20 protein-coding genes are annotated in these 25,848 nt (G+C 44.8%); 2 read left to right on the top strand and 18 right to left on the bottom strand.

Annotated elements, in window-relative coordinates; translation table 11 throughout:
• Positions 1–573: 573 nt before the first annotated feature.
• From E0485_RS12905 to ftsE, 5 genes are all read right to left on the bottom strand, one after another.
• Positions 574–1,854 carry a PDZ domain-containing protein gene (locus tag E0485_RS12905; protein WP_132418465.1) on the bottom strand — a complete coding sequence of 427 codons (1,281 nt, stop codon included), beginning with the start codon at positions 1,852–1,854 and terminating at the stop codon, positions 574–576.
• An 11-nt stretch (positions 1,855–1,865) separates the two neighbouring features.
• Complete coding sequence (locus E0485_RS12900; protein WP_132418464.1) at positions 1,866–3,362, bottom strand: S41 family peptidase; 1,497 nt, start codon at positions 3,360–3,362, stop codon at positions 1,866–1,868.
• Positions 3,363–3,505: 143 nt separating this feature from the next.
• The gene (locus tag E0485_RS12895; RefSeq protein ID WP_132418463.1) at positions 3,506–4,717 is read right to left on the bottom strand and encodes a murein hydrolase activator EnvC family protein; all 1,212 of its coding nucleotides are present in this window, start codon (positions 4,715–4,717) and stop codon (positions 3,506–3,508) included.
• 23 nt (positions 4,718–4,740) lie between these two features.
• On the bottom strand, positions 4,741–5,643 hold the full coding sequence (gene ftsX, locus E0485_RS12890; RefSeq protein WP_132418462.1) for a permease-like cell division protein FtsX: 903 nt from the start codon (positions 5,641–5,643) through the stop codon (positions 4,741–4,743).
• Entirely contained in the window at positions 5,633–6,319 is a 687-nt protein-coding gene (gene ftsE / locus E0485_RS12885; RefSeq protein WP_132418461.1) for a cell division ATP-binding protein FtsE, read from the bottom strand. The genes ftsX and ftsE overlap by 11 nt, the downstream gene beginning before the upstream one ends.
• A 284-nt stretch (positions 6,320–6,603) precedes the next feature.
• Here ftsE and E0485_RS12880 point away from each other — a divergent pair, with 284 nt between their 5' ends.
• Entirely contained in the window at positions 6,604–7,671 is a 1,068-nt protein-coding gene (locus E0485_RS12880) for an acyltransferase (RefSeq protein WP_132418460.1), read from the top strand.
• A 323-nt stretch (positions 7,672–7,994) separates the two neighbouring features.
• Positions 7,995–9,458 (top strand): VanW family protein, encoded by a 1,464-nt coding sequence (locus tag E0485_RS12875; RefSeq protein ID WP_132418459.1) that lies wholly within the window; start codon positions 7,995–7,997, stop codon positions 9,456–9,458.
• A 140-nt stretch (positions 9,459–9,598) separates the two neighbouring features.
• Here E0485_RS12875 and argH read toward each other — a convergent pair whose 3' ends face one another.
• The 13 genes from argH to E0485_RS12810 form a co-directional block, all read right to left on the bottom strand.
• A complete protein-coding gene (gene argH, locus E0485_RS12870) occupies positions 9,599–11,029 on the bottom strand; it encodes an argininosuccinate lyase (RefSeq protein ID WP_132418458.1) in 1,431 nt (476 codons plus the stop codon).
• Positions 11,030–11,219: 190 nt separating this feature from the next.
• A complete protein-coding gene (locus E0485_RS12865; protein ID WP_132418457.1) occupies positions 11,220–12,458 on the bottom strand; it encodes an argininosuccinate synthase in 1,239 nt (412 codons plus the stop codon).
• A gap of 70 nt (positions 12,459–12,528) precedes the next feature.
• The gene (gene argF / locus E0485_RS12860) at positions 12,529–13,476 is read right to left on the bottom strand and encodes an ornithine carbamoyltransferase (protein WP_132418456.1); all 948 of its coding nucleotides are present in this window, start codon (positions 13,474–13,476) and stop codon (positions 12,529–12,531) included.
• A 46-nt stretch (positions 13,477–13,522) separates the two neighbouring features.
• The gene (locus tag E0485_RS12855) at positions 13,523–14,716 is read right to left on the bottom strand and encodes an acetylornithine transaminase (RefSeq protein WP_132418455.1); all 1,194 of its coding nucleotides are present in this window, start codon (positions 14,714–14,716) and stop codon (positions 13,523–13,525) included.
• A gap of 32 nt (positions 14,717–14,748) precedes the next feature.
• Positions 14,749–15,567 carry an acetylglutamate kinase gene (gene argB / locus E0485_RS12850; RefSeq protein ID WP_132418454.1) on the bottom strand — a complete coding sequence of 273 codons (819 nt, stop codon included), beginning with the start codon at positions 15,565–15,567 and terminating at the stop codon, positions 14,749–14,751.
• Positions 15,568–15,596: 29 nt separating this feature from the next.
• A complete protein-coding gene (gene argJ / locus E0485_RS12845) occupies positions 15,597–16,826 on the bottom strand; it encodes a bifunctional glutamate N-acetyltransferase/amino-acid acetyltransferase ArgJ (protein ID WP_132418453.1) in 1,230 nt (409 codons plus the stop codon).
• A gap of 17 nt (positions 16,827–16,843) precedes the next feature.
• The gene (gene argC / locus E0485_RS12840; protein WP_132418452.1) at positions 16,844–17,905 is read right to left on the bottom strand and encodes an N-acetyl-gamma-glutamyl-phosphate reductase; all 1,062 of its coding nucleotides are present in this window, start codon (positions 17,903–17,905) and stop codon (positions 16,844–16,846) included.
• 164 nt (positions 17,906–18,069) lie between these two features.
• Positions 18,070–18,945 (bottom strand): YitT family protein, encoded by an 876-nt coding sequence (locus E0485_RS12835; RefSeq protein ID WP_235857558.1) that lies wholly within the window; start codon positions 18,943–18,945, stop codon positions 18,070–18,072.
• Positions 18,946–18,968: 23 nt separating this feature from the next.
• Positions 18,969–20,082 (bottom strand): peptide chain release factor 2 gene (gene prfB / locus E0485_RS12830; protein WP_132418451.1). Its coding sequence is split into 2 segments (ribosomal slippage): positions 18,969–20,009 and positions 20,011–20,082, totalling 1,113 coding nucleotides; the frame shifts between segments, so codons are not numbered across the junction.
• 231 nt (positions 20,083–20,313) lie between these two features.
• Positions 20,314–22,830 (bottom strand): preprotein translocase subunit SecA, encoded by a 2,517-nt coding sequence (secA, locus tag E0485_RS12825; RefSeq protein ID WP_132418450.1) that lies wholly within the window; start codon positions 22,828–22,830, stop codon positions 20,314–20,316.
• Between the two features lie 195 nt (positions 22,831–23,025).
• A complete protein-coding gene (gene hpf / locus E0485_RS12820) occupies positions 23,026–23,574 on the bottom strand; it encodes a ribosome hibernation-promoting factor, HPF/YfiA family (RefSeq protein ID WP_132418449.1) in 549 nt (182 codons plus the stop codon).
• Between the two features lie 405 nt (positions 23,575–23,979).
• On the bottom strand, positions 23,980–24,177 hold the full coding sequence (locus E0485_RS12815; protein WP_132418448.1) for a cold shock domain-containing protein: 198 nt from the start codon (positions 24,175–24,177) through the stop codon (positions 23,980–23,982).
• 709 nt (positions 24,178–24,886) lie between these two features.
• Positions 24,887–25,840: a glycosyltransferase family 2 protein gene (locus E0485_RS12810; RefSeq protein WP_132418473.1), complete on the bottom strand. Its 954-nt coding sequence runs from the start codon at positions 25,838–25,840 to the stop codon at positions 24,887–24,889.
• Positions 25,841–25,848 lie beyond the last annotated feature (8 nt).

Here is a 25,848-nt window from a genome sequence, read left to right as displayed (position 1 = left end):
AGCATGGTTGGGTGGTGCTCGCAGCGTACGTTCGGTAAAAAATTACCGAACTTCGGAAACTAATTACCGAAAAAGCGCCTAAAGTTGCCGCATCGTACTCAGCAGCACTGTTGGGGGGCGCTCGGAATGTGCGTACGGCAAAAAATTACCGAACTTCGGAAACTATTTACCGATAAAGCTCCCCAAGTTGCCGCATCGTGCCCAGCAGCATGGTTGGGGGGTGCTCGCAGCGTACGTTCGGTAAAAAATTACCGAACTTCGGAAACTATTTACCGATAAAGCTCCCCAAGTTGCCGTATCGTGCCCAGCAGCATGGTTGGGGGGTGCTCGCAGCGTACGTTCGGCAAAAAATTACCGAACTTCGGAAACTAATTACCGATAAAGCTCCCCAAGTTGCCGTGTCGCACTCAGCAGCACGGTTGGGTGATGCTCGGTAGCATGGTGGTGGCGCTCGGTAACATGGTTTATTCTGGACGAACAAAGCCATCCAAGAATGTGCGACAAAGCAAAAAATGACCTGCAAGCGGATCACATTGCAGGTCATCATCTGTCGTTAGGATGGCTATTATCCATTTAACTATTGAGCTGTTGTCCTTTACCCTTAAGTTTGCCTTTTAAGAAGTCAATGAAATTAGGCTGTCTGAATTCCACATAATAGCGGGTATCTTGGTCCGGAGAAATAATAATCCCAAGTTCATGATGGTCGCCAGAATAAATAGCTCGTTGGGCGAATTTAATTTCTCCCTGCTCATTAATAACCTCAAGTTTACAAAAAGCCGGATTTATCCGCATGGCCTCAAACAAATCCCTGCGAGTTAGAATAGCTTGTCCATTCACTTTACTGATAATCTCACCCGTCTTAAGCCCGATCTCATCTGCTGGACTACCTGGAAGAACAGCTAATATTCGCAACCCTCTTGGATCATTGACGAAGAGAGGTGATTCCGTCTTCTCCCGCCATACAGAATACCAAATTAGTCCTTCATGCAATGCAATGCTAAGTACAGAAGATATCACAATCAGCGGAGGCCAGTAATAAGACCCAATCGCCAGGCACACCATGATTACGCCATAGACGAATAATCCCTTTGAGCTCAAACGAACTTTATGTTTAGGTAAGCGAGATACGCTAATCTCACTGAATCCAATCATAATGGGAAAGCCCATCATCATGGCACCTGCAGACCATACATCTCCCCCAAATAACGGCGTCCACGGAAGAGAGAAACCACCATCACTTATGGCAAGTGGCATCAGTAGAAACAAAGGAACAGGCCAAAAACCTTGAAGTGAATAACCACCGACAATTTTGCCACGCTTGCCGGAGAAGAACATCGGAGACGCCATATGCTCTCCTTGCTTTAAGACAAGCAAGCTTTCCAAGATATGCAAAAGTCCCACTAGCAATAACAAGCCAGCCATTTGGCTATCCATGATCCAGCCGATCACTGGTCCTATGAATGTCCACTCTGTTGCATTCGGGAATAATGCAAAAATCGCGTGCAATAAACCTAGCACGCCTGTTGAGTAAGCGAGACATAGGAAACGCACGCGGAATACCATCATCACAAGGGAGATCATCCATAAGATGATAATCGTTCCACTCGTTAGCTGTGTACCAAAAGCCAACATAATCAGCGATACCGCAATACCACCGATAAATCCAACTATTACCGAACGCAGAACTTCACCCCTAAAGGAGTGAAGTCGCGCATGGAATAGCTTGCGCTCAAGACGAATTTGTTTGCTATACTGCAAGGCTAGAAATAGTATCGCAATATACAAAAACGGATTGATGAGCAATTGCACACAAGCATATGCAAATTTACTTAATAATTGGATCCAAACATCCATATGGATACTCCTTAACGGACGATTTGTTTGTTCAATTCTTCGATTGCAGCTTTAAGCTGCAAGTCATTGCTAGGGTCTTTGATTTCTTTGATCACTGCTTGCTCGAGCTTGTCAGCTGTAGCGGAATCGATGATACCAGTCACAGGCAGCTGAACTGCTTGTTGAAACTTTTTCACAGCCGCTTCTGTTTGTTCGCTATAATAGCCATCAGAGCGATCTGTCCGGTAACCCGTAGCGTTTAACATCATCTGAGCACTGCTTACATCATCGCTCGAGGTATTGATCTTGAGATCCGCTTTCTTAGTAAGAGGTGTTACTTTGAAGAAATCAGGCTGCTCTACGGTGATATCTGGTGTAATACCCTTCTTGTGAATCCAATTCCCCTTAGGTGTCAGCCACTTGAACACCGTCATCTTAATGTTGCTGCCATCTCCAAGCTCTTTGGCGAACGTTACTTGCACCGTACCTTTACCGTAAGTCGTCTCGCCTATTACTTTCGAACCTACACTTTCCTGCAGCGCGCCTGCAAGAATCTCTGAAGCGCTCGCACTGCCTTTATTCGTTAGAACGACAACAGGATAATCCTTAGAAGAGCCCTTTGACACAGTAGGCTCCTGCTTGCCATTACGATCTTCTACAAGCACAATCGGTTTACCTTTGCTGACGAATTGCGAGCAGATTTCCACAACTACATTTAGTAAGCCGCCTGGGTCATTTCGTACGTCAATGATGAGACCCTTTAAACCTTTACTCTCTAAGTCAGTTAATTCTTTGATAAAATGATCGCCTGTATTTGTTGAGAACTGCGTAATTTCAATCTTGCCGATATTACCATCCAGCATGGTGGCATGAACTGTTTCTACATCTATATCGGCGCGAACAATCGTTAATTGAATAGGATCGCCCACACCAGCTCGAATGATTTCAAGCTTAGCCTGTGTCCCCTTAGCCCCTCTTATCTTCATAACCGCCTGGTTGAGCGTCAACCCGTCCAGTTTCTCACCGTTAACACTAATAATAATGTCTTCTGAATGAATACCTGCCTTCTCAGCGGGTGAGCCCTTAATAGGAGATACGACTTTTACCTTGCCGTTCTCCATCGTTACTTCAGCACCAATTCCCTGAAAAGAGGAGGAGATCGATTCGTCAAATTCCTTTGCTTCCTTCTGATCCATATAGGAAGTAAAAGGATCGTCCAGCGCAGCTAACATGCCGTTAATCGCACCATTGATAATCGTATCGTTCTCTACTTTGTTCAGATAAGATTGACTGATCAATTGATACGTCGTGGCGATCTTACTCATATCCTTATCTGATATCTTTGCAGCTGCTGCATTAGCGCCTGATGTTGAATTCATGTCCGCTTGTTTATTACTTGTACCCAAAATGCTGGCTAATGCCGAGGACAGGGCTGGATTTCCTGGACTCATCAGTACGACGGTAATAATCGAACTTGCCAACATCCCTAATAATACAAATGCTAATACGGTACGCCCTTTAAATTGCATTGCCTGTTACACCACCTTTGTACAATGCTCCAAAGAAACAGAATCAAAACTCTCTCTTGAATCTTCGCCCAGATTGGGCAAATACGTTACACAGAACGCCTCGTATAGTATATGACAGGCCTTGCCAAATTATGAAGCTTGTACTACTTCAAATACGGTCCTGGATCAACTACCTTCTCGTTCACTCGCACTTCAAAGTGTAAATGCGGTCCAGTCGATTGGCCTGTTGAACCAACTTCGGCAATTTTCTGTCCTCGCTTCACTTTATCACCCTTGCTTACTTTTATCCCGCCCATGCGGATATGCCCATATAGGGTCCATACTTCATTACCGTTCTTATCTTTACCATGATTAATGATGACACAATTGCCATATCCGCTATAGGAACTTGCAAGAAGAACTACGCCATCCTCAGCCGCCAGAATATTGGTCCCGCTCTTCGCACCGAAGTCGATCCCTTTATGGAACTCTCCCTTTTGACCTGTTACGGGATTCACTCGACTTCCATACTCTGATGTAACTGGAACTTGTGAAGGAAGCGGATACGCAAATTTGCCGCCGCTATATTTATAGCTGCTACCGCCTGCTGCCTTGGCTTTCTCAGCTTGCAGCTTGGACTCCTCACGAGCCATCGTGATAACTTTTTCTTCTTCCTCAGCTGTAATCTTCTCTAAGCTCTCTGCTTGATGTTCAAGCTCCGCTACGCGAACTTCCTTGGCATGTTCCTTCTGCTGCAAATCTACCCTTAACGCTGTTGTTGTATCATATAATTTTTGAACCTCTACGAGCGATTTGGCAACCTCTTCTTTCTTCAGTGCAATCGCATCGCGATCCTTCTTATTTTCATCTAGGATTTCTTGATCTTGATTGAAAACCATTTGTAAAGAATCTAATCGGGTCAGGAAATCTGAGAAGCTAGTTGCATTAAATAGCACATCGAGATAGGAGACAGCACCATTCGTATAAATAAGACGAAGACGCGATTTTAACAAGTCATCCCGCTTCGCAACCCGTGTCTCTGCTTCATCTAGCTGCTTAGCTTGATTCTCCAATTCCTTCTCGGTCTTATCAAGCTCCGCATCCAATTGCTCCAACTTCGCATACGTCGCTTTTAATTGATTATTCAAATCATCAATTTCCCGTAAAGTTAATTGCTTGTCTGATTTTACTTGCGCGATTTTATTTTGTGCATCCTTGATAGTTTTCTGAGAATCTGCCTTCTGCTTCTTTAAGTTAGCGATCTGTTGATCGATATTCTTCGTCGATGTTGCAGCGTAACTCGAAGTTAATTGAGTTGTTGTGAGTGCAGCAACAAGACTGGCTGTCAGGGTTAAATAGATAATTCGCTTTTTCATTGGGTTACCTCCGAATAATCGTCTTAAACTTTAAGTGATTTGCGTACCGACACAACACTGCCCCATACACCAATGAAGATTCCAAGCCCAAGCAGTACAGCCGTAATCGGAAGGGACACTTCATTAAATGGTTTGAAGCTGATCATAAGCAAACTAAAGTCGAGTGATTTCGCGTTATCAAGCTTCCAATAGCCGAACAGAATCACAGCTACTGGAATAACCGAGCCTATTAATCCAAGTAATGCACCTTCTATAAAGAAAGGCCAACGAATGAACCAGTTCGTCGCACCTACCAATTTCATAATCGAAATTTCGGTTTCTCTGGCCATAATAGTCAATTTAATTGTGTTCGCAATTAGGAAGATAGCTGTAACTGCAAGTAAAGCTACAAGAACAAATCCAACATTACGGATCGTATCTGTTACTTTGAACAGCTTGTCGACAACACCTTTACCATAATTCACTTTAAAAATCTCATGCTCTTTCTTACCCGTATCAAGCGCTAGAATGGTGTTCGCGACCGATTCGATATTCCGAGGGTTATCAACTTCAATCGTATAGGCATCCATAAGCGGATTATCATCATCCGTACCTTCGAGTACATCGCCTAGCTGCTCACGTAAGTATTTAAGTCCTTCTTCCTTTGGTACATATGTAGTCTTCCATACACCAGGTATCGATTCGATGTCCTTGCGTAACGCGTCAACTCGTTCCTGTGGGAGATTGACCCCTAAATACACTTCAATCTTAACATCGCTCTCCACCTGCTCAGCAAAATAATTGACATTCATGCTAAGCAGAATGAACACACCGAGAATAAATAAAGAGATCGTGATAGACGAAATCGAAGCAAATGTCATCCAACCATTGCGGATAATGTTCTTGAAGCCCTCACGCAAATGCCTGATTAGCGTTCTAGTCTTCATAGCCGTAATCACCTCGCACTTCATCACGAGCTATTAGACCATTCTCAATGGCTATAACACGTTTACGCATATTGTTCACGATATCTCTGTTATGCGTCGCCATAATAATTGTCGTACCTCGAAAATTAATCTCTTCCAACAACTTCATAATCCCCCACGAAGTGTCAGGGTCCAAATTCCCTGTCGGCTCATCGGCGACAATTACTGACGGATTGTTCACTATTGCCCGGGCAATTGCCACCCTTTGTTGTTCTCCACCCGATAATTGTCCAGGTAAGGAGTTCGCTTTATCCCTTAATTTGACAAGCTCTAGCACTTCCATCGTCCGTTTCTTCATCTGTTTCGGATTCGCTTCTATTACTTCCATTGCGAAAGAAATATTTTCATAGATCGTAAGCTTAGGCAACAAGCGAAAATCCTGAAACACGACGCCGATATTCCTTCTAAAATAAGGAATTTTGCGTTGTTTTAACTTCTCAATATTAAATCCATTAACAAAAATCTGACCTTTAGTAGGACGTTCTTCTCTATATATCAACTTCATGAATGTAGATTTCCCTGCACCAGAAGGACCTACTACATACAGAAAATCGTTGCGATCAACTTGAATACTAACACCACGTAGCGCTTGCGTACCATCAGGATACGTCTTCCACACATCTTGCATTTCTATCACATAACCACATCCTGTTCTATGATTCCTTATTTAATTCGACACCTCTGACAAAATTCCTCTACTCTATCATAATTTCAACATACTAATCCATTATAGCATTACAGCAAAGTGATTTCGATTTTAGTCGCTATTTATTTCTAGTAACGGTCAAGAAGAAGCGGTTTCACCGTCCTTAAAGGCAGTGCGTTTCTTAAGGTATTACTTAGAATTTATGACACGAAAATAATATATTCTATAATACTGAAAAATCAAGTATACTGGGCATTGGAGCGTGATCTAATACTATGAGGCCTAAAATAAATGAGCTTGATGTTGTACGTGCTATTGCCATTATAGCGGTTGTTCTAATTCATTCAACATCCGAAGCTACCGTTCTTCCCGCAGCAGGAAGTCTATTACACAAATTCTTCTATTGGACGAATACACTCGGTGCATTTGCCGTTCCTGTTTTCGTCATTATTAGCGGTATTGTGCTTTTCTACAAATACTATGATCAATGGACAGCACGCGACTCGATCACCTTTTATAAAAAAAGGGTAATCAGCGTTGTTTATCCCTATTTAGCGTTCTCCATATTTTATTATTTGTTTAATCAGATATTATTTTCACAGACTGTTACAGTGGATATTGGAGCATTCCTGAATCTGCTTCCTTGGGGTAAAGCAGGCTATCATTTGTATTATATGATCTTAATTTGTCAGTTCTATTTGCTATTTCCCATTCTCATGACGCTTACGAAGAAGTCTCGTTTGTTCGAACGCAATTTGGCACTGATCGGTTTACTAATTCAAGGCGGATTCTACGTGTATGTCCATTGGTTCCACAATATCCCTCATCGCGCAACCTTGTCTGTTACTTATTTCGCGCTTTTCTTGATTGGAGCCGTCATTGGCATACACTACCACACAATTGTCAAATGGATTGAACGCCATACGTTATGGTTAATGCCACTCGCGATCCTTACAGGCTGTCTCTACGTGGGATTAAACTGGTCGCTTAAATATGATCAAGTACCTATTGAGACGACATGGATCATGCTTGCTTATAACACTTACGCTCTGCTGATGGCCGTCGCACTAATTGGAGCAGGCAAACACCTGATGAAGCTAAGTCCAAAAGTATCGACCATCATGCTCAGACTAGGCAAAGCATCGTTCGGCGTCTATCTCTTGCACCCGGCTATACTTAGCTTATACAAGCGTTTTTTTCCGCCTTCAGGTGGTGTCGCTGCATTCAGCTTTAATATTTTGGGAGGATTCCTAACCGCCCTACTCCTTACCTGGCTCCTTGTCGAAATCTATTACTTGTTGAAAAAAAGGATAATGCCATCCAAAAAGAAATCGATGCAATAATAAGGCTCATTATCCTAATTAGAACTTGATAAGAGGCGCAGGTAGCGGAGGAGCACCGGCAGTGTGCGATCGGTAATAATCGAGCCCATATTAGACGAAACTAATCATACGAGACGCTTCCAAAGTTATGCGATATAACTTCAGGAAGCGTCTTTATGCATAAGACAAGAAGAAACGGTTTCACCGTTTTCATAAGACGGATGCGTTTTCTTATGGTATTACCTAAATTCTATAATACAGATAAAACTGTGATACAAGCCTCCTGCTGAGAATACATTGGAAGTATAGGCATACAACCATTCATTCTCGGAGGCGTACAATAGATGAAAAATCCGCGTTTGATTACGTATAGTATGATGAGCTTAATCTGCCTCGTGATCATCCTCACCTTCACGGTGCGCTGGTACGCGAAGCAAACGACGCTACCGCCGGGGATGACCGTCGGCGGCTGGCAGGTAGGCGGCATGGAGCTGCAAGGCATGCAGCAGAACTGGGCAGCGCAGCTCGCGCGCTTAGCTGCGCTGCCCGTGCAATTGCAAACCGACCAGTCTGCGGTCGGTTCGCAAACGCTACCGCTGGGCGAGCTGGGGCTGCGAGTCGATGACTCGCAGCTCCAAGCCGTGCTGCAGCGGCTGTTCACGGGCACGGTGGCAGAGCGCGCGAAGCAGCGCTGGCTGCTGCGCGATGCGCACATCACCGTGCCGTTGCAGATCGACGCGGCGGTGCTGGACAGCCGCGTCCGCAAGCAGTGGCGCGCGCTATATTCGCGCGCCCCTGTCCCCGCTAAGCGTGTGATCACGCCTAGCGATGAAATCACCTACGAGGCTGAGCACTTCGAGCCTCGGATCGACACAGCCGCGTTAGCCGCGCGGCTTGAGGCAACGCTGCAGCCAATCAGCAGGCAGCTTATGCAACGCTCATCTGCATCTTCGCCCGACAAGCAGCAGCTGCTAACCATGCGCATTGCCTTGCCTGTGGTTGCGGAGAAACCAACGACAACAGTTGCAAGCCTGCAAGCACAAGGCATCGAACGCAAAATTGTCGAATACAGCACACCGATTATCGATGCAGCTCCGGGGCGTTTGCATAATATCACGGCACCTGCTACGGTCATCCATGACATGCTGCTTAAGCCAGGCGAAATATTCGACTACGCCAAAGTCGTCAAGCAAGCTGAGCAGCAATTCGGCTTTCAGGAATCCAAGGTAATTCTGAATGGCAAGCTCGTAAACGGAATCGGCGGCGGCATCTGCCAAGTCTCAACAACCTTATATAATGCAGCACTTCTCAGCGGTCTTGAAATTATTGAACGTAAGAACCATTCCCTTATGATCTCTTATGCACCGCTTGGCCAAGACGCTACCTTCTCTAGCGATGGGATCAACTTTCGCTTCCGCAATAATACTGGCTCGTACCTCTTGATCCGTACCGAAACGCAGAACAACAAATTCACCGTCAAGCTGTTCGGGCAACTGCCAGAAGGAATCAGCTATGAAGTTAAATCCAACATTCTCGAAACGATTCCTGCTCCAACGGAATATGTCAGTAATCCCAACCTTAGTCCGACTGAACGCGTCAAAGTAGTCGACGGCAAAGAAGGATATATCGTCGAAACTTACCGCATTACCAAACGCAACGGCGCGACTATCGCCACAGACAAAATATCCAAAGACAAATATGCACCACAGCCAACTATCTATGCAGTGAAAGAATCTGCAACACCGCCACAAACTTCACCTGCTCCGATCAAAATCGAAGATGGCGTAATGGGACCAATTTTTAGATAGTAAAAAAGTTCCCAACTTCGGAATTTATTTACCGAAAAAGCGCCCTAAGTTGCCGCAGCGCGATTGGTGGCGCTCACAGAGTGCGAACGGTAAAATATGAGCCTATCGATCCTTGAATCAATAGGCTCACTATATTTTCCTTATAAGGAAACGGTTTGGTTCGCTTTTGCATGATAGGATTCAACCCATGCTGCTGTCTCCGTAAGCTTAGCTTCCGCGCGTGTGATAGCGGCAGTAACCTGTGGCGTTGCTGTACCGCCGTAAACATTACGAGCGTTGACCACTTGCTCAGGCTGAAGAACCGCGTAAATGCGATCATCAAATAGCTCCGAGAATTGCTTAAATTCATCCAACGTTAAATCAAGCAGGAATTTTCCATTCTGGATGCAGTACAGGACTGTTTTGCCGATTACTTCATGCGCTTCACGGAATGGCATGCCTTTGTTCACAAGGAAATCCGCAATGTCAGTTGCGTTAGAGAAGTCTTGGTTCACAGCTTGACGCATGCGTCCTTGGTTAACCTTCATTGTAGCAACCATTGGCGCGAACAATTGAAGCGCTCCTTGCAGCGTACGAACTGTATCGAACATCCCTTCTTTGTCTTCCTGCATGTCCTTGTTGTAAGCAAGCGGAAGCGATTTAAGAACGGTTAACAGACCGAAAAGGTTACCGTAGACACGTCCTGTTTTGCCACGAACAAGCTCAGCAACATCTGGGTTCTTTTTCTGCGGCATGATGGAAGAGCCTGTGCAGAAAGCATCATCTAACTCAATGAAGCCAAATTCCGTACTCATCCACAGCACCATTTCTTCACATAGACGGGATAGGTGAACCATGATCATCGAGGCATTCGATAGGAATTCAACGATAAAATCACGATCACTAACCGCATCTAACGAGTTCTCATACACGCCATCAAAGCCAAGCAGCTCTGCCGTATAATGACGATCAATTGCAAAAGTCGTTCCCGCCAAAGCACCCGCTCCAAGTGGAAGCACATTAATACGCTTATAGCTATCTTGCAGACGTTCAATATCGCGACCGAACATGGATACATAAGCCATCAAATGATGTGCCAAAAGAATCGGCTGCGCACGCTGCAAATGCGTATAACCAGGTACGATAGTGTCGATATTCGCTTTGGCTTGCGTAATTAGCGCTTCTTGTAGCTTTTGCAATAGACCGACGAACTCTACTACACGTTTGCGTAAGTAAAGATGCATATCCGTTGCAACTTGGTCATTACGAGAACGACCTGTATGCAATTTGCCGCCGACAGGTCCAATAAGATCGATCAACGTTTTCTCGATATTCATATGAATATCTTCATTTGCAATCGTATATTCAAGCTCGCCGCGCTCGATCATGCCGAGCACTTGCTGCAAGCCATTTTTGATTGTATCTACGTCTTCAGCAGGAAGTACACCACACTTACCTAACATAGAGACATGTGCCATAGAACCTTGGATATCCTCTACAGCCAATTCTTTATCAAACGTAATGGACGCTGTGTATTCTTCCACGAGCTGATCTGTTTTCTTCGTAAACCGTCCACCCCATAATTTACTCATTGCTCCTAAACAACTCCTATTCTCCGATGTTTCTGAGTGATGCACTTAACAATTGAAAAATGATATTAAGCGGAATTTCTCCAGCTAAACGCTAAACGCGCAATTTCTATCAATATCTAGAGCAAAAGAGCCTGTTAGCGTTAGCGCGAGCACACTCGACTACTATCCGTTAGCAAGCTCTCCTATTAACTTATTTACGAGCGTTCTGCTCTACACCAGAGGATACTTTTAGACGTAAAGCATTCAGGTGAATAAAGCCTGTTGCATCACCTTGATCGTAAGCTTGGGAAGGATCAGCTTCCATTGTTGCGATGTCCGGATTGTACAAGGAGACTGGGCTCTTCACGCCTGCCGCAATGATGTTTCCTTTATACAGCTTCACACGAACCGTTCCCGTTACGTTGCGCTGGCTCTCGGTAACAAGAGCTTGCAGAGCAAGTCTTTCTGGTGCAAACCAGAAGCCGTTGTATACAAGTGTACTGTATTTGCTAATGAGTGAATCACGAAGATGCATAACGTCGCGATCCATTGTGAGAGATTCCATTTTGCGGTGTGCAGCGAATAGAATGGTTCCACCTGGTGTTTCATAAACGCCACGGCTCTTCATACCGACAAAACGGTTCTCTACCATATCCACACGGCCGATTCCGTGCTTACCGCCAAGCTCATTCAATTTATCCATCACTTGGAGAGGATTCATCGATTCGCCATTCAAGCTTACACAGTTACCTTGTTCAAATCCAAGCTCCAAATATTCAGCCTGATCAGGCGCGTTCTCAGGAGATACAGACAGGACATACATGCCTTCATTGGATTCAGCGCTTGAATCAAACCAAGGATCTTCCAGCATGCCGCTCTCAAAGGAGATATGCAGCAAGTTGCGGTCCATCGAATACGGTTTAGCAGCAGAAGCTTGAACAGGGATCTTATGCTTCTCAGCATAAGCGATCATTTCAGCACGGCCTGGAAACTCTTGGCGGAATTGCTCAGAACGCCATGGTGCTATAACTTTAAGTTCTGGAGCTAGTGCCGCAGCCGCCAGCTCAAAACGAACCTGGTCATTTCCTTTGCCTGTTGCACCGTGCGCAATTGCAGTAGCGCCTTCAGCACGTGCAATTTCAACCATACGTTTTGCAATTAATGGACGTGCTATTGAAGTACCAAGCAGGTATTGCCCTTCATAAAGTGCACCTGATTGGAACATTGGATATATGAAATCTGATGCAAATTCATCCCGCAAGTCATCGATATAAACCTTGGATGCGCCTGTTGCTAATGCTTTTGCTTCAAGTCCATCAAGCTCATCTCTCTGCCCGATATCTGCTGTAAAAGCGATGATCTCGGCATCGTAAGTTTCTTTAAGCCATTTTAAAATAACGGAAGTGTCTAATCCGCCAGAGTATGCAAGGACGATTTTTTCTTTAGCCATGATTGTGTTCTCTCCCTACTGTTAGTTAAAATTATGCTATTTATTTCCTACCAAACTATAGAGTCACAAGCTACATGATTGCAGCCATGATCGCTTTCTGTGCATGCAAACGGTTCTCCGCTTCATCAAAAACGACTGAATTCGGGCCATCAATTACACCCGCGCTTACTTCCTCGCCGCGATGAGCTGGCAGGCAATGCATGAATAAATAATCAGGCTTCGCGTATTTTACAAGACTCTCATTCACTTGATAGCCTTCAAAAGCTTTCTCACGTTCTGCCTGCTCTGCTTCAAATCCCATACTTGCCCATACATCTGTATACACAATGTCCGCATTCTCAATCGCTTCCCGAGGATCGCGGCATACCTGCACATTCGCACCAGTTAGCTTGCCAAATTCTTGCGCCTGTTTCGTAACGACTGGATCTGGCTCATAACCTTCAGGTGATGCAACGGAAATATGAACGCCTAGTTTTGCAGCACCTATCATTAATGAATGTACCATATTGTTGCCATCACCGATATAAGCCATTTTGAGACCACGCAATTTCCCTTTATGCTCATAGGCCGTCATAAAATCTGTTAGTGCCTGACAAGGGTGTGCTGAATCCGTCAATCCATTGATGACAGGCACAGTCGCACCACGTGCAAGCTCAATGACATTACGGTGTCCATAAGTCCGAATCATGATGCCGTCTAAATAACGAGACAAAGTCTGAGCCGTATCCCAAGTTGTCTCACCGCGACCCAGTTGGATATCATTCTTGCTCAAGAACAGGGCATAACCTCCAAGTTGATAAATCCCAACCTCAAAAGATACTCTTGTACGCGTGGATGATTTCTCAAAAATCATACCTAATGTCTTGCCCTTTAAATATTCATGCGGAATGCCATTTTTCTGCTTATGCTTTAAATCTATCGCCAAATGGATTAAGTATTCAAGCTCCTCTGTCGTATAATCGGAAAGTGCTAGAAAATCACGACCTTTAAGGCTCTTTGCCATTTCTGTGTATTCCATCGTCACCACTGCTTCATCATCCCTTTCGTATCGCTTCTCTGTTCGCCTAGGCTGTCACTTCTGCGGTATGAGCAGCAAGGATTGAACATAAGATATTTAATCCCTCGGTTAATTCTTCCTTCGATATCGTTAAGGCAGGTGCAAGCCGAATCACATTCGGACCTGCCGTAATCACTAGAACACCTGCTTCGTGGATTGCATTCACCAGTTCCGCTGCCGACTGCTTAAGCTCAATGCCGATAAGCAGCCCTTTGCCGCGAATCCCCGCAACTAACGGATTACCTGCCAGCTTCTCTTCCAGCAACTGAACCGTATAATCGCCAAGCTCTGCTGCCCGTGCAGGAAGCTGTTCTTCCAGCATCGTTTCCATCGTTGCAATCCCTGCTGCCATGATGGTAGGCAAACCGCTAAATGTAGATCCATGCGAGCCTGCTGTGAAGGCTGGAATGAGCTTCGCTTTCCCTAGCATTGCTCCAACTGGAAGACCACTGCCAAGTCCTTTGGCAAGCGTAATCACATCGGGTTCCACGTTATAATGCTCATAGGCAAAAAGCTTACCCGTACGCCCCATACCTGTCTGGATCTCATCCGCAATTAGTAGCAAGCCGTTCTCCTCGCAAAGCTTTGCCACTCCTTCAATAAAGGCAGGATCAGCAGGCAATACGCCGCCTTCGCCTTGCACCATTTCGAGCATAATCGCACATGTGCGATCATTAATTAATGCCTTAACCGACTCCAAGTCGTTGTACTTCGCATAAGCAAAGCCCGGCATCAATGGCTTGAAGCCAATCTGTACCTTCTCTTGTCCCGTAGCCGTTAAAGTTGCAAGCGTACGTCCGTGGAAGGATTGATAGAACGTGATGATCTCGTAACGATCCGTTTTCATCACTTCTTGCGCATAACGTCTAGCTATTTTGATCGCCGCTTCATTCGCCTCTGCACCTGTAGAACAGAAGAAAGCTGCATCCATGCAGCTGTTCTCGGTAAGCAACTCAGCCAGCTTCTCCTGGTGAGGCACATGGAACAAATTGCTGCAATGCCATAGCTCTTCGAGTTGGGCAATGACTTTGTCCTTCACTTTTGCTGGAACATGACCGAGATTCGTCACGGCAATTCCGCTCATTAAATCAATATATTCCTTACCCTTATCGTCCCACAATCGGCTCCCTTCACCTTTAACTAAATGAATAGGATACCGCGCAAATGTCGGAAATAAATAGCTTTGCTTCTCTTGTCCCATTGAACTTACCTCCCCTAAATGGCTATTGTCTATTACGCTAACTTAATTCTCGTACCAATGGCTTCGCCTTGCAGAACACGGCTGAGTACCTTCGGCTCTTCGCCATGTACGATTACAACTTCCTTAACATCACCCTGTATGCATTGAATGGCTGCTGTGACTTTTGGAATCATGCCCCCATAAATTTCGCCTGTTGCAATCATTTGTTCAATTTCTGCGACCGTTACAAAAGCTTGAACTTGCTTCACTCCATCAACTGTACGCATAATTCCGGGAACGTCTGTTACGACGATCATCTGCGAAGCACCGATATGCGAAGCAACGGCTCCTGCCGCTGTATCTGCGTTAATGTTAAAACGCTGCGTGCTGTCTTCGCTGATGCCAATCGGAGCAATGACCGGGATGTACCCCATACCCACAACACCATTCACGATCTCTGCCTGAACAGCCGTTACATCGCCAACGAATCCAACCTGATCGGCGTTAGTGACTGGCTTCGCCTCGATCAGTTGACCATCTACTCCTGACAGACCCAGCGCCTTAGCTCCTACCTGCTGAATACGTCTAACGATTTGCTTGTTGATCTGACCTGACAGAACGGCTTCCACGACATCTAGCGTTGCTTCGTCTGTTTTACGTAAGCCATTGATAAATTCCGTAGGAATCTGAAGGCGATCCAGCATTTCCGAGATTGCAGGACCTCCGCCATGCACGATGACAGGCGTAATTCCCGCATCCTGCAGCTCCTTTAAATCTTCAAAAAATTGTATAGGCAATGCGGCAAGTGTGGAACCGCCACATTTCATTACGAATGTATGATGCTTGAATTGACCATCTTCATGAGTACTCATTTGCATTGTATCCCCTTAATTCCTATCTATTAAGTGCGGTAAGCCGCATTAATACGTACATAATCGTAGGTTAAGTCGCAGCCCCATGCGGTTGCACTCGCGCTGCCCATGTTCAGGTTGACATAAATGTTCACTTGATCTCCTTTGAGATACGCAAGCGCCAGCTCTTCGTCGAACTTTACAGGACGTGATTGCTCAAGTACGGAAATATCGCCTAATCTTACGTCAACGGTGTTGACGTTGACAGGCACACCCGCGCGGCCTGTAGCAGCAATGATGCGACCCCAGTTCGCATCAGCACCGAAGCAAGCGGATTTGACGAGCGAGGAACCGACGATCGTCTTCGCAATGGCACGCGCGGCGTCGATATTGTCAGCGTTCTGCACGCTGACCTCGATCAGCTTCGTCGCGCCTTCGCCGTCACAGGCGATCGCTTTGGCGAGGTACTCCGCCACAAAGCGGAAGCCTGCCACGAACGCATCCCAATCCGGATGCGCTGGCGTTAACGGCTCGCTGCCGCCTGCTGCGAGCCCGCTTGCCAGTACGACGACCATGTCGTTCGTGCTGGTGTCACCATCCACGGTCACCATGTTGAATGAGGTGTCCGTTGCTTCGCGCAGCAGCTGATGAAGCTGCGCTGGCTCGATCCATGCGTCGGTTGTCATGAAACCGAGCATGGTTGCCATGTTCGGGTGAATCATACCCGAACCCTTAGCAGCCCCGGCGATGTGGACGACCGCATCGCCGACCTTGAGCTGGACGCAAGTCATCTTCTGCACGAGATCCGTTGTCAGGATCGCCTGGCAGAAGTCTTCGCCTCCGTCAGCCTTCAGCGTTGCTGGCATGCCTGCGATGCCAGCACGGACTTTCTCCATCGGCAATAGCTCGCCAATGACACCCGTGGATGCTACGCCGACTAGCATCCGATCGATCCCTAGCGCGTCTGCGAACTCGTCGCGCATCGCAATGGCATCCGCCTCACCTTGATCGCCTGTGCACGCATTCGCGTTCCCGCTATTCACAAGCACCGCTTGCAGCTTGCCTGCAGATAGCGCTACGCTCTCCTGCGTGATACGAAGCGGCGCAGCTTGGAACGCATTCAGCGTATAGACGCCTGCTGCGGAAGCTGGCACGTCACACACAATAGCTCCCAAGTCGTTACGTTCTATTTTCTTAAGTCCGCAATGCAAGCCTCCTGCACGGAATCCTTGCGGCGTTGTGATTGAGCCCTCAGGCACGATTGTAAAATGTTCTCCCACGATCTACTCTCTCTCCCTTATGGATACATCGGGGCGAACATAAGACCTGTTGATTCGTCCCATCCCATCATTAAATTTAAATTTTGGATCGCTTGGCCTGCAGCGCCCTTCACCACATTGTCGATGACCGATATAATCGTCACACGACCCGTCCGTTCATCTACTGCAAAACCAATGTCGCAATAATTCGAGCCTGTTACATGCTTCGTCGCAGGCCATGTGCCTGCCTTACGAACACGCACAAATGGGCGATCCTCGTAATACTGGTTATATAGGTTTACAAAATCAGCATCTGTACGAGCTTCTTCTGCAACCGAAGCGTACATCGTTGCCATAATACCGCGATTCATCGGAACAAGATGCGTTGTCAAAGTTGTAACAACTGGCTTACCCGCCACTCTGGTTAGTGCTTGCTCGATTTCTGGAATATGCTGATGCTTATTCAGCTTATACGCTGAGAAATTCTCATTCACTTCAGCAAAATGCGAAGATAAGCTTAATCCCCTGCCCGCTCCAGAAACACCTGATTTTGCATCGATGATAATTGTATTAAGATCAATCCAACCTGCCGCTACCGCAGGAATCAATCCTAGTAATATAGCAGTTGGAAAACAACCTGGATTCGATAGAAGTCTAACCGTATCGTTAACTTCCATTCCCCATACTTCGCACAGCCCATACACGGCTTCTTCCAATAAAGCAGCATCTGCCGGGGTGCGTTTGTACCACTTTTCATAGAGTTCAGGCGACTTTAATCGATAATCTCCTGAAATATCAATTACTTTAAGACCGACTTGTAAGAATTGCGGCGCAAGCTCTACCGCTACACCAGCAGGCGTTGCCAGAAATACAACATCCGCTTTACTCGCGATTAATTGCGGATCTACTGCATCTAATGTCCCTAGCATTATATTGGTCAAGTGAGGGAATCCTTGTATAATTTCAGCTCCTGGATTCGTTGAGGAGATGACAGATGTAATCTCTACTCGCGGATGCGCTTGAAGTAATCGAATCAGTTCCACACCACCGTATCCTGTCGCGCCGACGATCGCTGCTCTTATTGTCTTCTTGTTCTTCATCCGAATCCCCCTATCTTATGCGTCCCATAAAAATGATATGCATCATTATACATCTATATACATAAAAATTCAATTGTAAATAATCGAAAAAATATTCTGTAATATGTATATAAATTCTATCATACTAAAAAAGGCGCTCCCGATTACAGGAACACCTTTGTTTATTAGACATGCTGTTTGAATCCCTCACCTAATACCTCGGCTGTATCGCTTAGGATCACGAAAGCAGTGGGATCAACCGATTTGACAATATGCTTGAGTTTAATCACTGTATTCTGTGAGACGACAACCATCAGCACAGTTTTCTGATCACCTGTATACCCACCCACAGCATTAAGCTGTGTCAGACCACGATCTAAATCATTCAGGATGCCGAGGCGCATATCTTCAACATGATCCGTTATGATGAAGGCAACTTTGGAGGTTCGCAGCCCTGTTTGCACGAGATCAATCGTTTTCATTGTTACAAATAAGGCAATTAAGGCATACATCGCTTTTTCAGGAGAAAATACGAGTCCAGCGATCACGATCACCATACCATCAAATACAGCTACACACAGACCTAGCGTAATGCCTGTATAATGATGCAGAATTTGGGCCGCAACACTAAATCCACCTGTTGAGCCGCGACCACGAAAGACGATCCCAATTCCGATGCCCACTCCTAATCCGCCAAATATGGCAGCAAGCAGCAGATTGTCTGTCAGTGGATGCACATGACTTGTCAGCAGGACAAAAAGCGGAAGCGCAATAGTACCGGCAAGTACTTTCATCCCGTATTTTTTACCCAAAATGATCCACCCTAGCACAAATAAAGGGATATTAAATAGCCACTGCGTAATCGCTGGACTAAGACCTGTCACTTTGAATAATATTGTCGATAGGCCAGATACCCCACCTGAAGCAATCTGATTCGGATTCAGGAAGTAGTTAAACGTACACGCTAAAATAAAGCAGCCTACTACTAAATAACCGTACTCCACCAAAATGTATAAACGGGATTGGGTTGAAATTCTTTTTGTGACTTGATTACCGTTCAAAACAGTTTATCCACCTTCGTCATTTATTCGGGTTTGTTCCCGATCTGCTTACGCAGGAAAGCATCGATGAACATATCTAAATCTCCATCCATTACAGCACCAACGTTACCTGTTTCCGCTCCTGTGCGATGGTCTTTGACCATGGAGTAAGGATGGAATACATACGATCTGATCTGCGCTCCCCAAGCGATATCTGTCTGTTCACCGCGAATTTCGGCAAGATGCTTCTCCTGCTCTTCAATCTTGCGTTCGTAGAGCTTGGAACGAAGCATTTTCATCGCACGTTCACGGTTCTTAATTTGGGACCGCTCCGTCTGACATGTGACCACGACGCCAGTTGGAATATGCGTCATACGAACGGCGGAATCCGTCGTATTAATATGCTGTCCACCAGCGCCAGATGCGCGATATACGTCAATTTTCAAATCCTCTGTACGGATTTCAACTTCAACATCATCATCGATCTCTGGCATTATGTCACAAGACGTAAAGGAGGTATGACGTCGTCCTGCCGCATCGAACGGCGAGATTCGAACAAGACGATGCACGCCCTTCTCAGCCTTCAAATAGCCGTAGGCATTGTATCCCTTGATCAGCAAAGTTACGCTCTTCACGCCCGCTTCGTCACCTGGCAAATAATCAAGCACTTCTACTTTGAAGTCATGTTTCTCCGCCCAACGACGATACATGCGAAGCAGCATCTCCGCCCAATCCTGTGACTCTGTGCCACCAGCACCTGGGTGAAGCTCTAGAATCGCATTCAGCTTATCATATGGCTGATTCAGCAATAGACCAAGCTCAAATTCCTCCAGCTTGCGGATCAGCACACTAATAATGCCAATCGCTTCGTTAGCCATATCCTCGTCTTTCTCATCCTCTGCCAGCTGTACCATCAGCTCAAGCTCCTCAAACTCACTAGCTAGCGCCTGGAATTGATCAACAGAGCCCTTAATCGCGTTGACCTCGGCTATCACCTTCTGTGCCCGTTCGTTATCATCCCAGAAGTCGGGCGCTCCCATTTTGACTTCATAATCTTCGATCTCTTCAAGTTTACGATCTAAGTCAAAGAGACCCCCTAAGCTCGGTTAGTCGCTTGGCCATATCGCGCAAGCTATTTTTAACATCGGATTCAAACATGAACAACACCTCTTCTATATATATGCATGTACGCAAAAATTCGGTGTCAGGCAGAAGAAACGGTTTCACCATCCTTTAAGGAGGGTGCGTTTCTTAAGGTATTACTTAGAATTTATGACACGAATGTTATAAATTCTATAATACCCAGAAGAAACAGTTTTGCCGTCTTTATAGACGGATGCGTTTCTTAAGCCCAGGACTCCGAATTTTTGCAAATATATTTACTGAAACTTATTTCTTGTCTACACCATGGCATTGCTTGAACTTCTTGCCGCTGCCGCATGGGCAAGGATCATTGCGACCAATACGATCGCTTTCCTTGCGCACAACTGGCTTCTTGCCAGCTGCATCAGCTTTCGGATCAACTGCTTGACCTTCCGCCACTGCTTGACGCTCAAGATTGCTCTCTACATGCGCCTTCATGATGTATTTAACAACTTCCTCTTGGATGTTCTCAACCATCTCGTGGAACATTTCGAAGCCTTCGAATTGGTACTCACGAAGTGGATCTGTACCGCCGTATGCACGTAAGTGAATACCTTGACGAAGTTGATCCATGGCATCAATATGATCCATCCACTTGCTATCAACCGCACGTAGTACGACAACTTTCTCGAATTCGCGCATGTTTTCTTCGCCAATCATTTCTTCACGCTCATCGTACTTCGCTTTAATCAGACCTTCGATGTACTCAACAAGCTCATCCGGTTCTTTGCCCCAAAGGGATTTATCTGTAAGGGCGTTATCGGATAGCAAGTTGTTGGCATAGTCAGCAACTGCATCCAGTTCCCATTCCTCTGGAATTTGATCTTGTGGGCAATGCGCTTTAACAAGACGATCAATGGAAGAATGAATCATGCCTTCAACGATCTCACGGATATTCTCGGATACAAGAATTTCAAGACGCTGCTTATAAATGATATTCCGTTGTTGGTTCATCACATCGTCATATTGCAAGACGACTTTACGCAAGTCAAAGTTATTACCCTCTACTCGCTTCTGAGCACCTTCGATTGCACGACTGACAAGTCTGCTCTCGATCGGTTGATCTTCTTCCATCCCCATTTTATTCATAACCGCCATAATGTTCTCTGCACCAAATCGACGCATAAGCTCATCTTCCAGCGATAAATAGAACTGAGAGGAACCAGGGTCACCTTGACGACCCGCACGACCACGCAGCTGATTATCAATACGTCTGCTCTCATGACGCTCGGTACCAATAATATGCAGACCGCCAGCCTCATCTACGCCTTCACCAAGCACAATGTCCGTACCACGACCTGCCATGTTCGTTGCGATCGTTACGGCACCAGGTTGACCCGCTTGTGAGATGATATCCGCTTCTTCTGCATGATACTTCGCGTTAAGTACTTTATGCGGTACACCTTTACGCTTAAGCAGCTCGGATAGAACTTCTGAGTTCTCGATTGATACTGTACCTACCAGAACAGGCTGCTTCTTCTTATGACGTTCTATAATTTCTTGTACAACTGCATTAAACTTACCTTTAACCGATTTATAAACAACATCTGATATATCCTCACGAATCATCGGACGGTTAGTTGGAACGGTAATAACATCAAGGCCATAAATTTTCTTAAATTCTTCTTCTTCCGTCTTCGCCGTACCTGTCATACCTGCAAGCTTGCGATACATACGGAAATAGTTCTGGAACGTAATCGTTGCCAGCGTCATACTTTCGTTCTGTACTTCAAGACCTTCCTTCGCTTCAATCGCTTGGTGCAAGCCATCGCTATAACGGCGGCCTGTCATTAGACGACCCGTGAATTCATCGACGATTACGATCTCGCCATCATTCACAACATAATCTACATCAAGTCTCATGATCGCATGCGCTTTAAGTGCTTGCTGGATATGGTGATTCAACTGTACGTTCTGATGATCGAACATATTGTCCACACCAAACGCACGCTCTGCCTTCGCAACACCCGCATCGGTCAAAGCAACGGCACGAACTTTAATATCGATCGTGTAATCTTCTTCTTCTTTTAGACGGCTAACAAAACGGTCTGCTGCATAATACATATCTGTAGACTTAGCAGCTTGACCGGAAATAATAAGCGGTGTTCTCGCTTCATCGACTAGAATGGAGTCAACCTCGTCAATTACTGCATAATAAAGAGGACGTTGAACCATTTGTTCCTTATACAGAACCATGTTATCACGTAAATAGTCAAAGCCGTATTCATTATTCGTTCCGTACGTAATATCACAGTTATACGCTTCGCGTTTTTCTTCAGAAGATAAATCATGTAGGTTAACGCCAACTGTCATGCCCAAGAACTCATAAATTTGTCCCATTTCGGCGCTGTCACGTTGTGCCAAGTAATCATTGACTGTGACCACGTGCACGCCCTCACCTTTAAGCGCATTAAGGTAAACTGGCAGCGTTCCTACCAATGTTTTACCTTCCCCTGTACGCATCTCAGGAATCTTGCCCTCGTGAAGGATAATACCCCCGATTAACTGTACATCGTAATGCCGCTTGCCTAGAACACGTTTAGACGATTCACGTACAACTGCAAATGCTTCAGGCAGCAGGTCATCTAACGTTTCACCCTTCTCTAATCTCTCGCGAAACTCTACCGTCTTCGCTTTCAGCTGCTCATCCGACAATACTTGAATTTCTGCTTCAAACGAATTAACTTTATCAACGATCTTGCGGATTCGTTTAATCTCTTTTTCGTTGAAGTCTCCGAACATCTTTTTTACGATTCCCAGCATGGGCGAACCCCTTCCTCTAAAAAACAATTTGTATAAATTGTAACAGTTTGTCGCCATAGTCGCAACAAAGCTAGGCAATTCATACCCTGTCATATATTGTAATATTAATATATTTGTCAATATAAAAGCACCTCTCCAAATTCGCAATTCCGAATTAGAGAGGTGTTATACTCGTTATTATCATTTTAAAGCGAATTATCTTGGTTCAATCAAACCATATTTGCCATCATCACGACGGTAAACCACATTCACTTTGTTCGAATCCATATTGGAGAATACGAAGAAACTATGTCCGATCATATTCATTTGGAGGATCGCTTCTTCTACATCCATAGGCTTGAACTCAAATGTTTTAGTTTTGACTAATTCTAGTTCATCTTCTTCTTCAACATATCCAGCGGATGTGCCAAAGTCCATTTTAAATAAATCACGTTTGCTGCCTTCTTGGCGTATTTTACGGTTAGCTCTTGTTTTGTGTTTACGGATTTGACGTTCCAGCTTGTCTGTAACTAAATCCATTGCCGCATACATATCCGAATTCTTCTCTTCGGCACGTAGCAGCATGCCTGGCAACATAATCGTTACTTCAACGGCTTGCATGCCCTTCACAACGCTTAAAGTAACATTAACTTCAGAAGTTAGGGGAGTTTCAAAATATTTACCTAGCCTGCTTAACTTCTTCTCAACATAGTCTCTTAAGGCTGCTGTTACTTCCAGATGTTCTCCGCGAATGCTATATTTCATATCTAACTCCTCCTTCTGATTATATTATACTATATCCAAGCGTTTACTTCAAAAATTATCTCCATTTAATGCCCTAAATTTGGAACTTTCGCTTCACAAAAAGTCAATAATTCCTCACATCAGGAAAGAAGGAATTCCAGAAGAAACGGTTCCACCGTCCTTAAAGGCGGTGTGTTTCTTAAGGTATTACTTAGAATTTATGATACGAAAGTGATAATTCTATAATACTAAAGAGAAATCGCGACATTCCGAATTAAAAGAAAAAGCACCCCAGTTTATCACCTAGGATGCTTCTGATCACTAATCACCTTGCAAAGAAAAGCCTATATGTTTGAAGCCATCTCGGCATTCACGTCGAATCCTTCTGTTAACATGCTTTTCCCCTCGGATTGCGATACCGGATTATTAAAGTTTGATCACGTTAGCAGCTTGTGGGCCGCGAGCGCCTTCAACGATGTCGAATTCAACTTCTTGACCTTCGTCAAGTGTCTTGAATCCATCAGTTTGGATAGCTGAGAAGTGAACGAATACGTCGCCACCATCTTCACGCTCGATAAAACCATAGCCTTTTTCTGCGTTAAACCATTTAACTTTACCTTGCATTTAGAACATTCCCTTCATAATCAAATAAATAAAATGTAAGCGCATCCTTACTTTTCGACTATACCACTCAAAATTGCCATGTGTCAATGAATTGCCAAGGGTTCTACAAGATTCTTCGCTTGCTATTACCCACAGCTGTGGATATGCTATCAATAACCGATAATCTCCGGAAAAATCTAGGTTTGAAAAATTTACACACAGAGTTATACACAAAGTTATGCACATTATCCACAGGGGTGGGAATTGATCGAATAGCTTTTGTTTATATGTCTCGATTATGTCACGATCCTGTGTGTTCGTACATAGTACCGTATATAAAGCGATCTCCTTCGGCTGGAGCTCAATTGCTTGTTGCATGAACGCTAATCCTTCATCCAATGCACCTTGGTTATAATGAAGAAAAGCTAGATTCACGTAACCTTTGGCTCTGAGCTCACCAGCATCAAGAAGTAGGGAGTAATAGTAAAGTGAAAGATCTAAATAGTTATTTTTAAAATAGAAATCGGCAATGAGTTAATTACGATCATGCAAAGTGAAATTAGCTTATACATGATTCCTCCTCATCCCATAGTTTCGGGATACGCTTCGCTGACCATTACAACACTTGTCTCTAGCTGGATGTATTGTTCTGGGTAAACAGCTTACAACCTGTCCAAAAACCAACCGTTTATTTGATCTGCCAGAATGACAAATTACTTAATTCAACGTCCTACTTCACCTTGTTAATAGTAACTCGTTGTAAAATATTCTTTTCTCTTTCCGTTAAGAAAGTACTTCTGTTTAACTCGTCGATATTTCGATAAAGCGTTTCAACCATTCTATTGTACAAGGATAAGCAATCAGTAATGCAGTTCTGAATAATCTTGTCACACATTGAGATCATATAGGATAGTTCGGAATATTTTGCTCTTGGTGCAATTTCCGGTACTTTCTTTGATAAATATTCCGTTCGCTCTCGAAAAGCAGAAAGATATTCCTCTAAAATCGCAGGTGAAAGACTATTGTTGTGAATGAAAGAAGTCATATTCCCACCATGTTTGGTAAACCGATATAGTGGCACACCTTGCGCAACTACAGTAGTTGCATTGGTGAATACTTTGTAAATGACATGTATGTCGTCGACCCGTACATTTTCTTTGAAGCGTATACCATCAAATAAAGACTTCCGAAACAACTTCGTCGGAGGTGCCACATTATATTTTTCTCTCTTCAACAGCTCATCAAGGCCATGAATTTTATTTAGGACCAGGAGTTCGTCAAATATAAAATAAGGCTCCAGCCGACCGTTAAAATCATTCCAGCTTCCGCACATCGATATGTCGGCCTGGTGTTCGTTAGCTAAATTCCATAAAACCTCTAACATTTGTGGCTCACAACAATCATCGTCGTCAACAAAGGTTAAAAATTCGGTCTGAGCTAAGTTAATGCCATTATTCCGCTGTACTGCAGCACCGCGATTTTCAGAAACGTGTATAAGTTTAATTCGATGATCTTCCTGTGCATACTGCTTGACCACCTCATCAGTGCCATCGGTTGAACCATTGTTAATGATGATGAAGTCGAAGTTTCGATAAGTTTGTGTGAGCACACTTTCGATTGAGCGATTCAAGTATTCTTTTCTGTTATAGGTTAACATGATAACCGTAATTTTGGGTATTTCCATGTTCACTT

This window comes from Paenibacillus albiflavus (assembly GCF_004344915.1).
Lineage (GTDB): Bacteria > Bacillota > Bacilli > Paenibacillales > NBRC-103111 > Paenibacillus_AM > Paenibacillus_AM albiflavus.
This window is presented reverse-complemented; position numbering and strand designations above follow the sequence as displayed.

Excerpts from the sequence above, each read along its gene's own strand:
- E0485_RS12905 (WP_132418465.1), bottom strand. The coding sequence starts at position 1,854 with ATGGATGTTTGGATCCAATTATTAAGTAAATTTGCATATGCTTGTGTG.
- E0485_RS12900 (WP_132418464.1), bottom strand. The coding sequence starts at position 3,362 with ATGCAATTTAAAGGGCGTACCGTATTAGCATTTGTATTATTAGGGATG.
- E0485_RS12895 (WP_132418463.1), bottom strand. The coding sequence starts at position 4,717 with ATGAAAAAGCGAATTATCTATTTAACCCTGACAGCCAGTCTTGTTGCT.
- ftsX (WP_132418462.1), bottom strand. The coding sequence starts at position 5,643 with ATGAAGACTAGAACGCTAATCAGGCATTTGCGTGAGGGCTTCAAGAAC.
- E0485_RS12880 (WP_132418460.1), top strand. The coding sequence starts at position 6,604 with ATGAGGCCTAAAATAAATGAGCTTGATGTTGTACGTGCTATTGCCATT.
- E0485_RS12875 (WP_132418459.1), top strand. The coding sequence starts at position 7,995 with ATGAAAAATCCGCGTTTGATTACGTATAGTATGATGAGCTTAATCTGC.
- argH (WP_132418458.1), bottom strand. The coding sequence starts at position 11,029 with ATGAGTAAATTATGGGGTGGACGGTTTACGAAGAAAACAGATCAGCTC.
- E0485_RS12865 (WP_132418457.1), bottom strand. The coding sequence starts at position 12,458 with ATGGCTAAAGAAAAAATCGTCCTTGCATACTCTGGCGGATTAGACACT.
- argF (WP_132418456.1), bottom strand. The coding sequence starts at position 13,476 with ATGGAATACACAGAAATGGCAAAGAGCCTTAAAGGTCGTGATTTTCTA.
- E0485_RS12855 (WP_132418455.1), bottom strand. The coding sequence starts at position 14,716 with ATGGGACAAGAGAAGCAAAGCTATTTATTTCCGACATTTGCGCGGTAT.
- argB (WP_132418454.1), bottom strand. The coding sequence starts at position 15,567 with ATGAGTACTCATGAAGATGGTCAATTCAAGCATCATACATTCGTAATG.
- argC (WP_132418452.1), bottom strand. The coding sequence starts at position 17,905 with ATGAAGAACAAGAAGACAATAAGAGCAGCGATCGTCGGCGCGACAGGA.
- secA (WP_132418450.1), bottom strand. The coding sequence starts at position 22,830 with ATGCTGGGAATCGTAAAAAAGATGTTCGGAGACTTCAACGAAAAAGAG.
- hpf (WP_132418449.1), bottom strand. The coding sequence starts at position 23,574 with ATGAAATATAGCATTCGCGGAGAACATCTGGAAGTAACAGCAGCCTTA.
- E0485_RS12815 (WP_132418448.1), bottom strand. The coding sequence starts at position 24,177 with ATGCAAGGTAAAGTTAAATGGTTTAACGCAGAAAAAGGCTATGGTTTT.
- E0485_RS12810 (WP_132418473.1), bottom strand. The coding sequence starts at position 25,840 with ATGGAAATACCCAAAATTACGGTTATCATGTTAACCTATAACAGAAAA.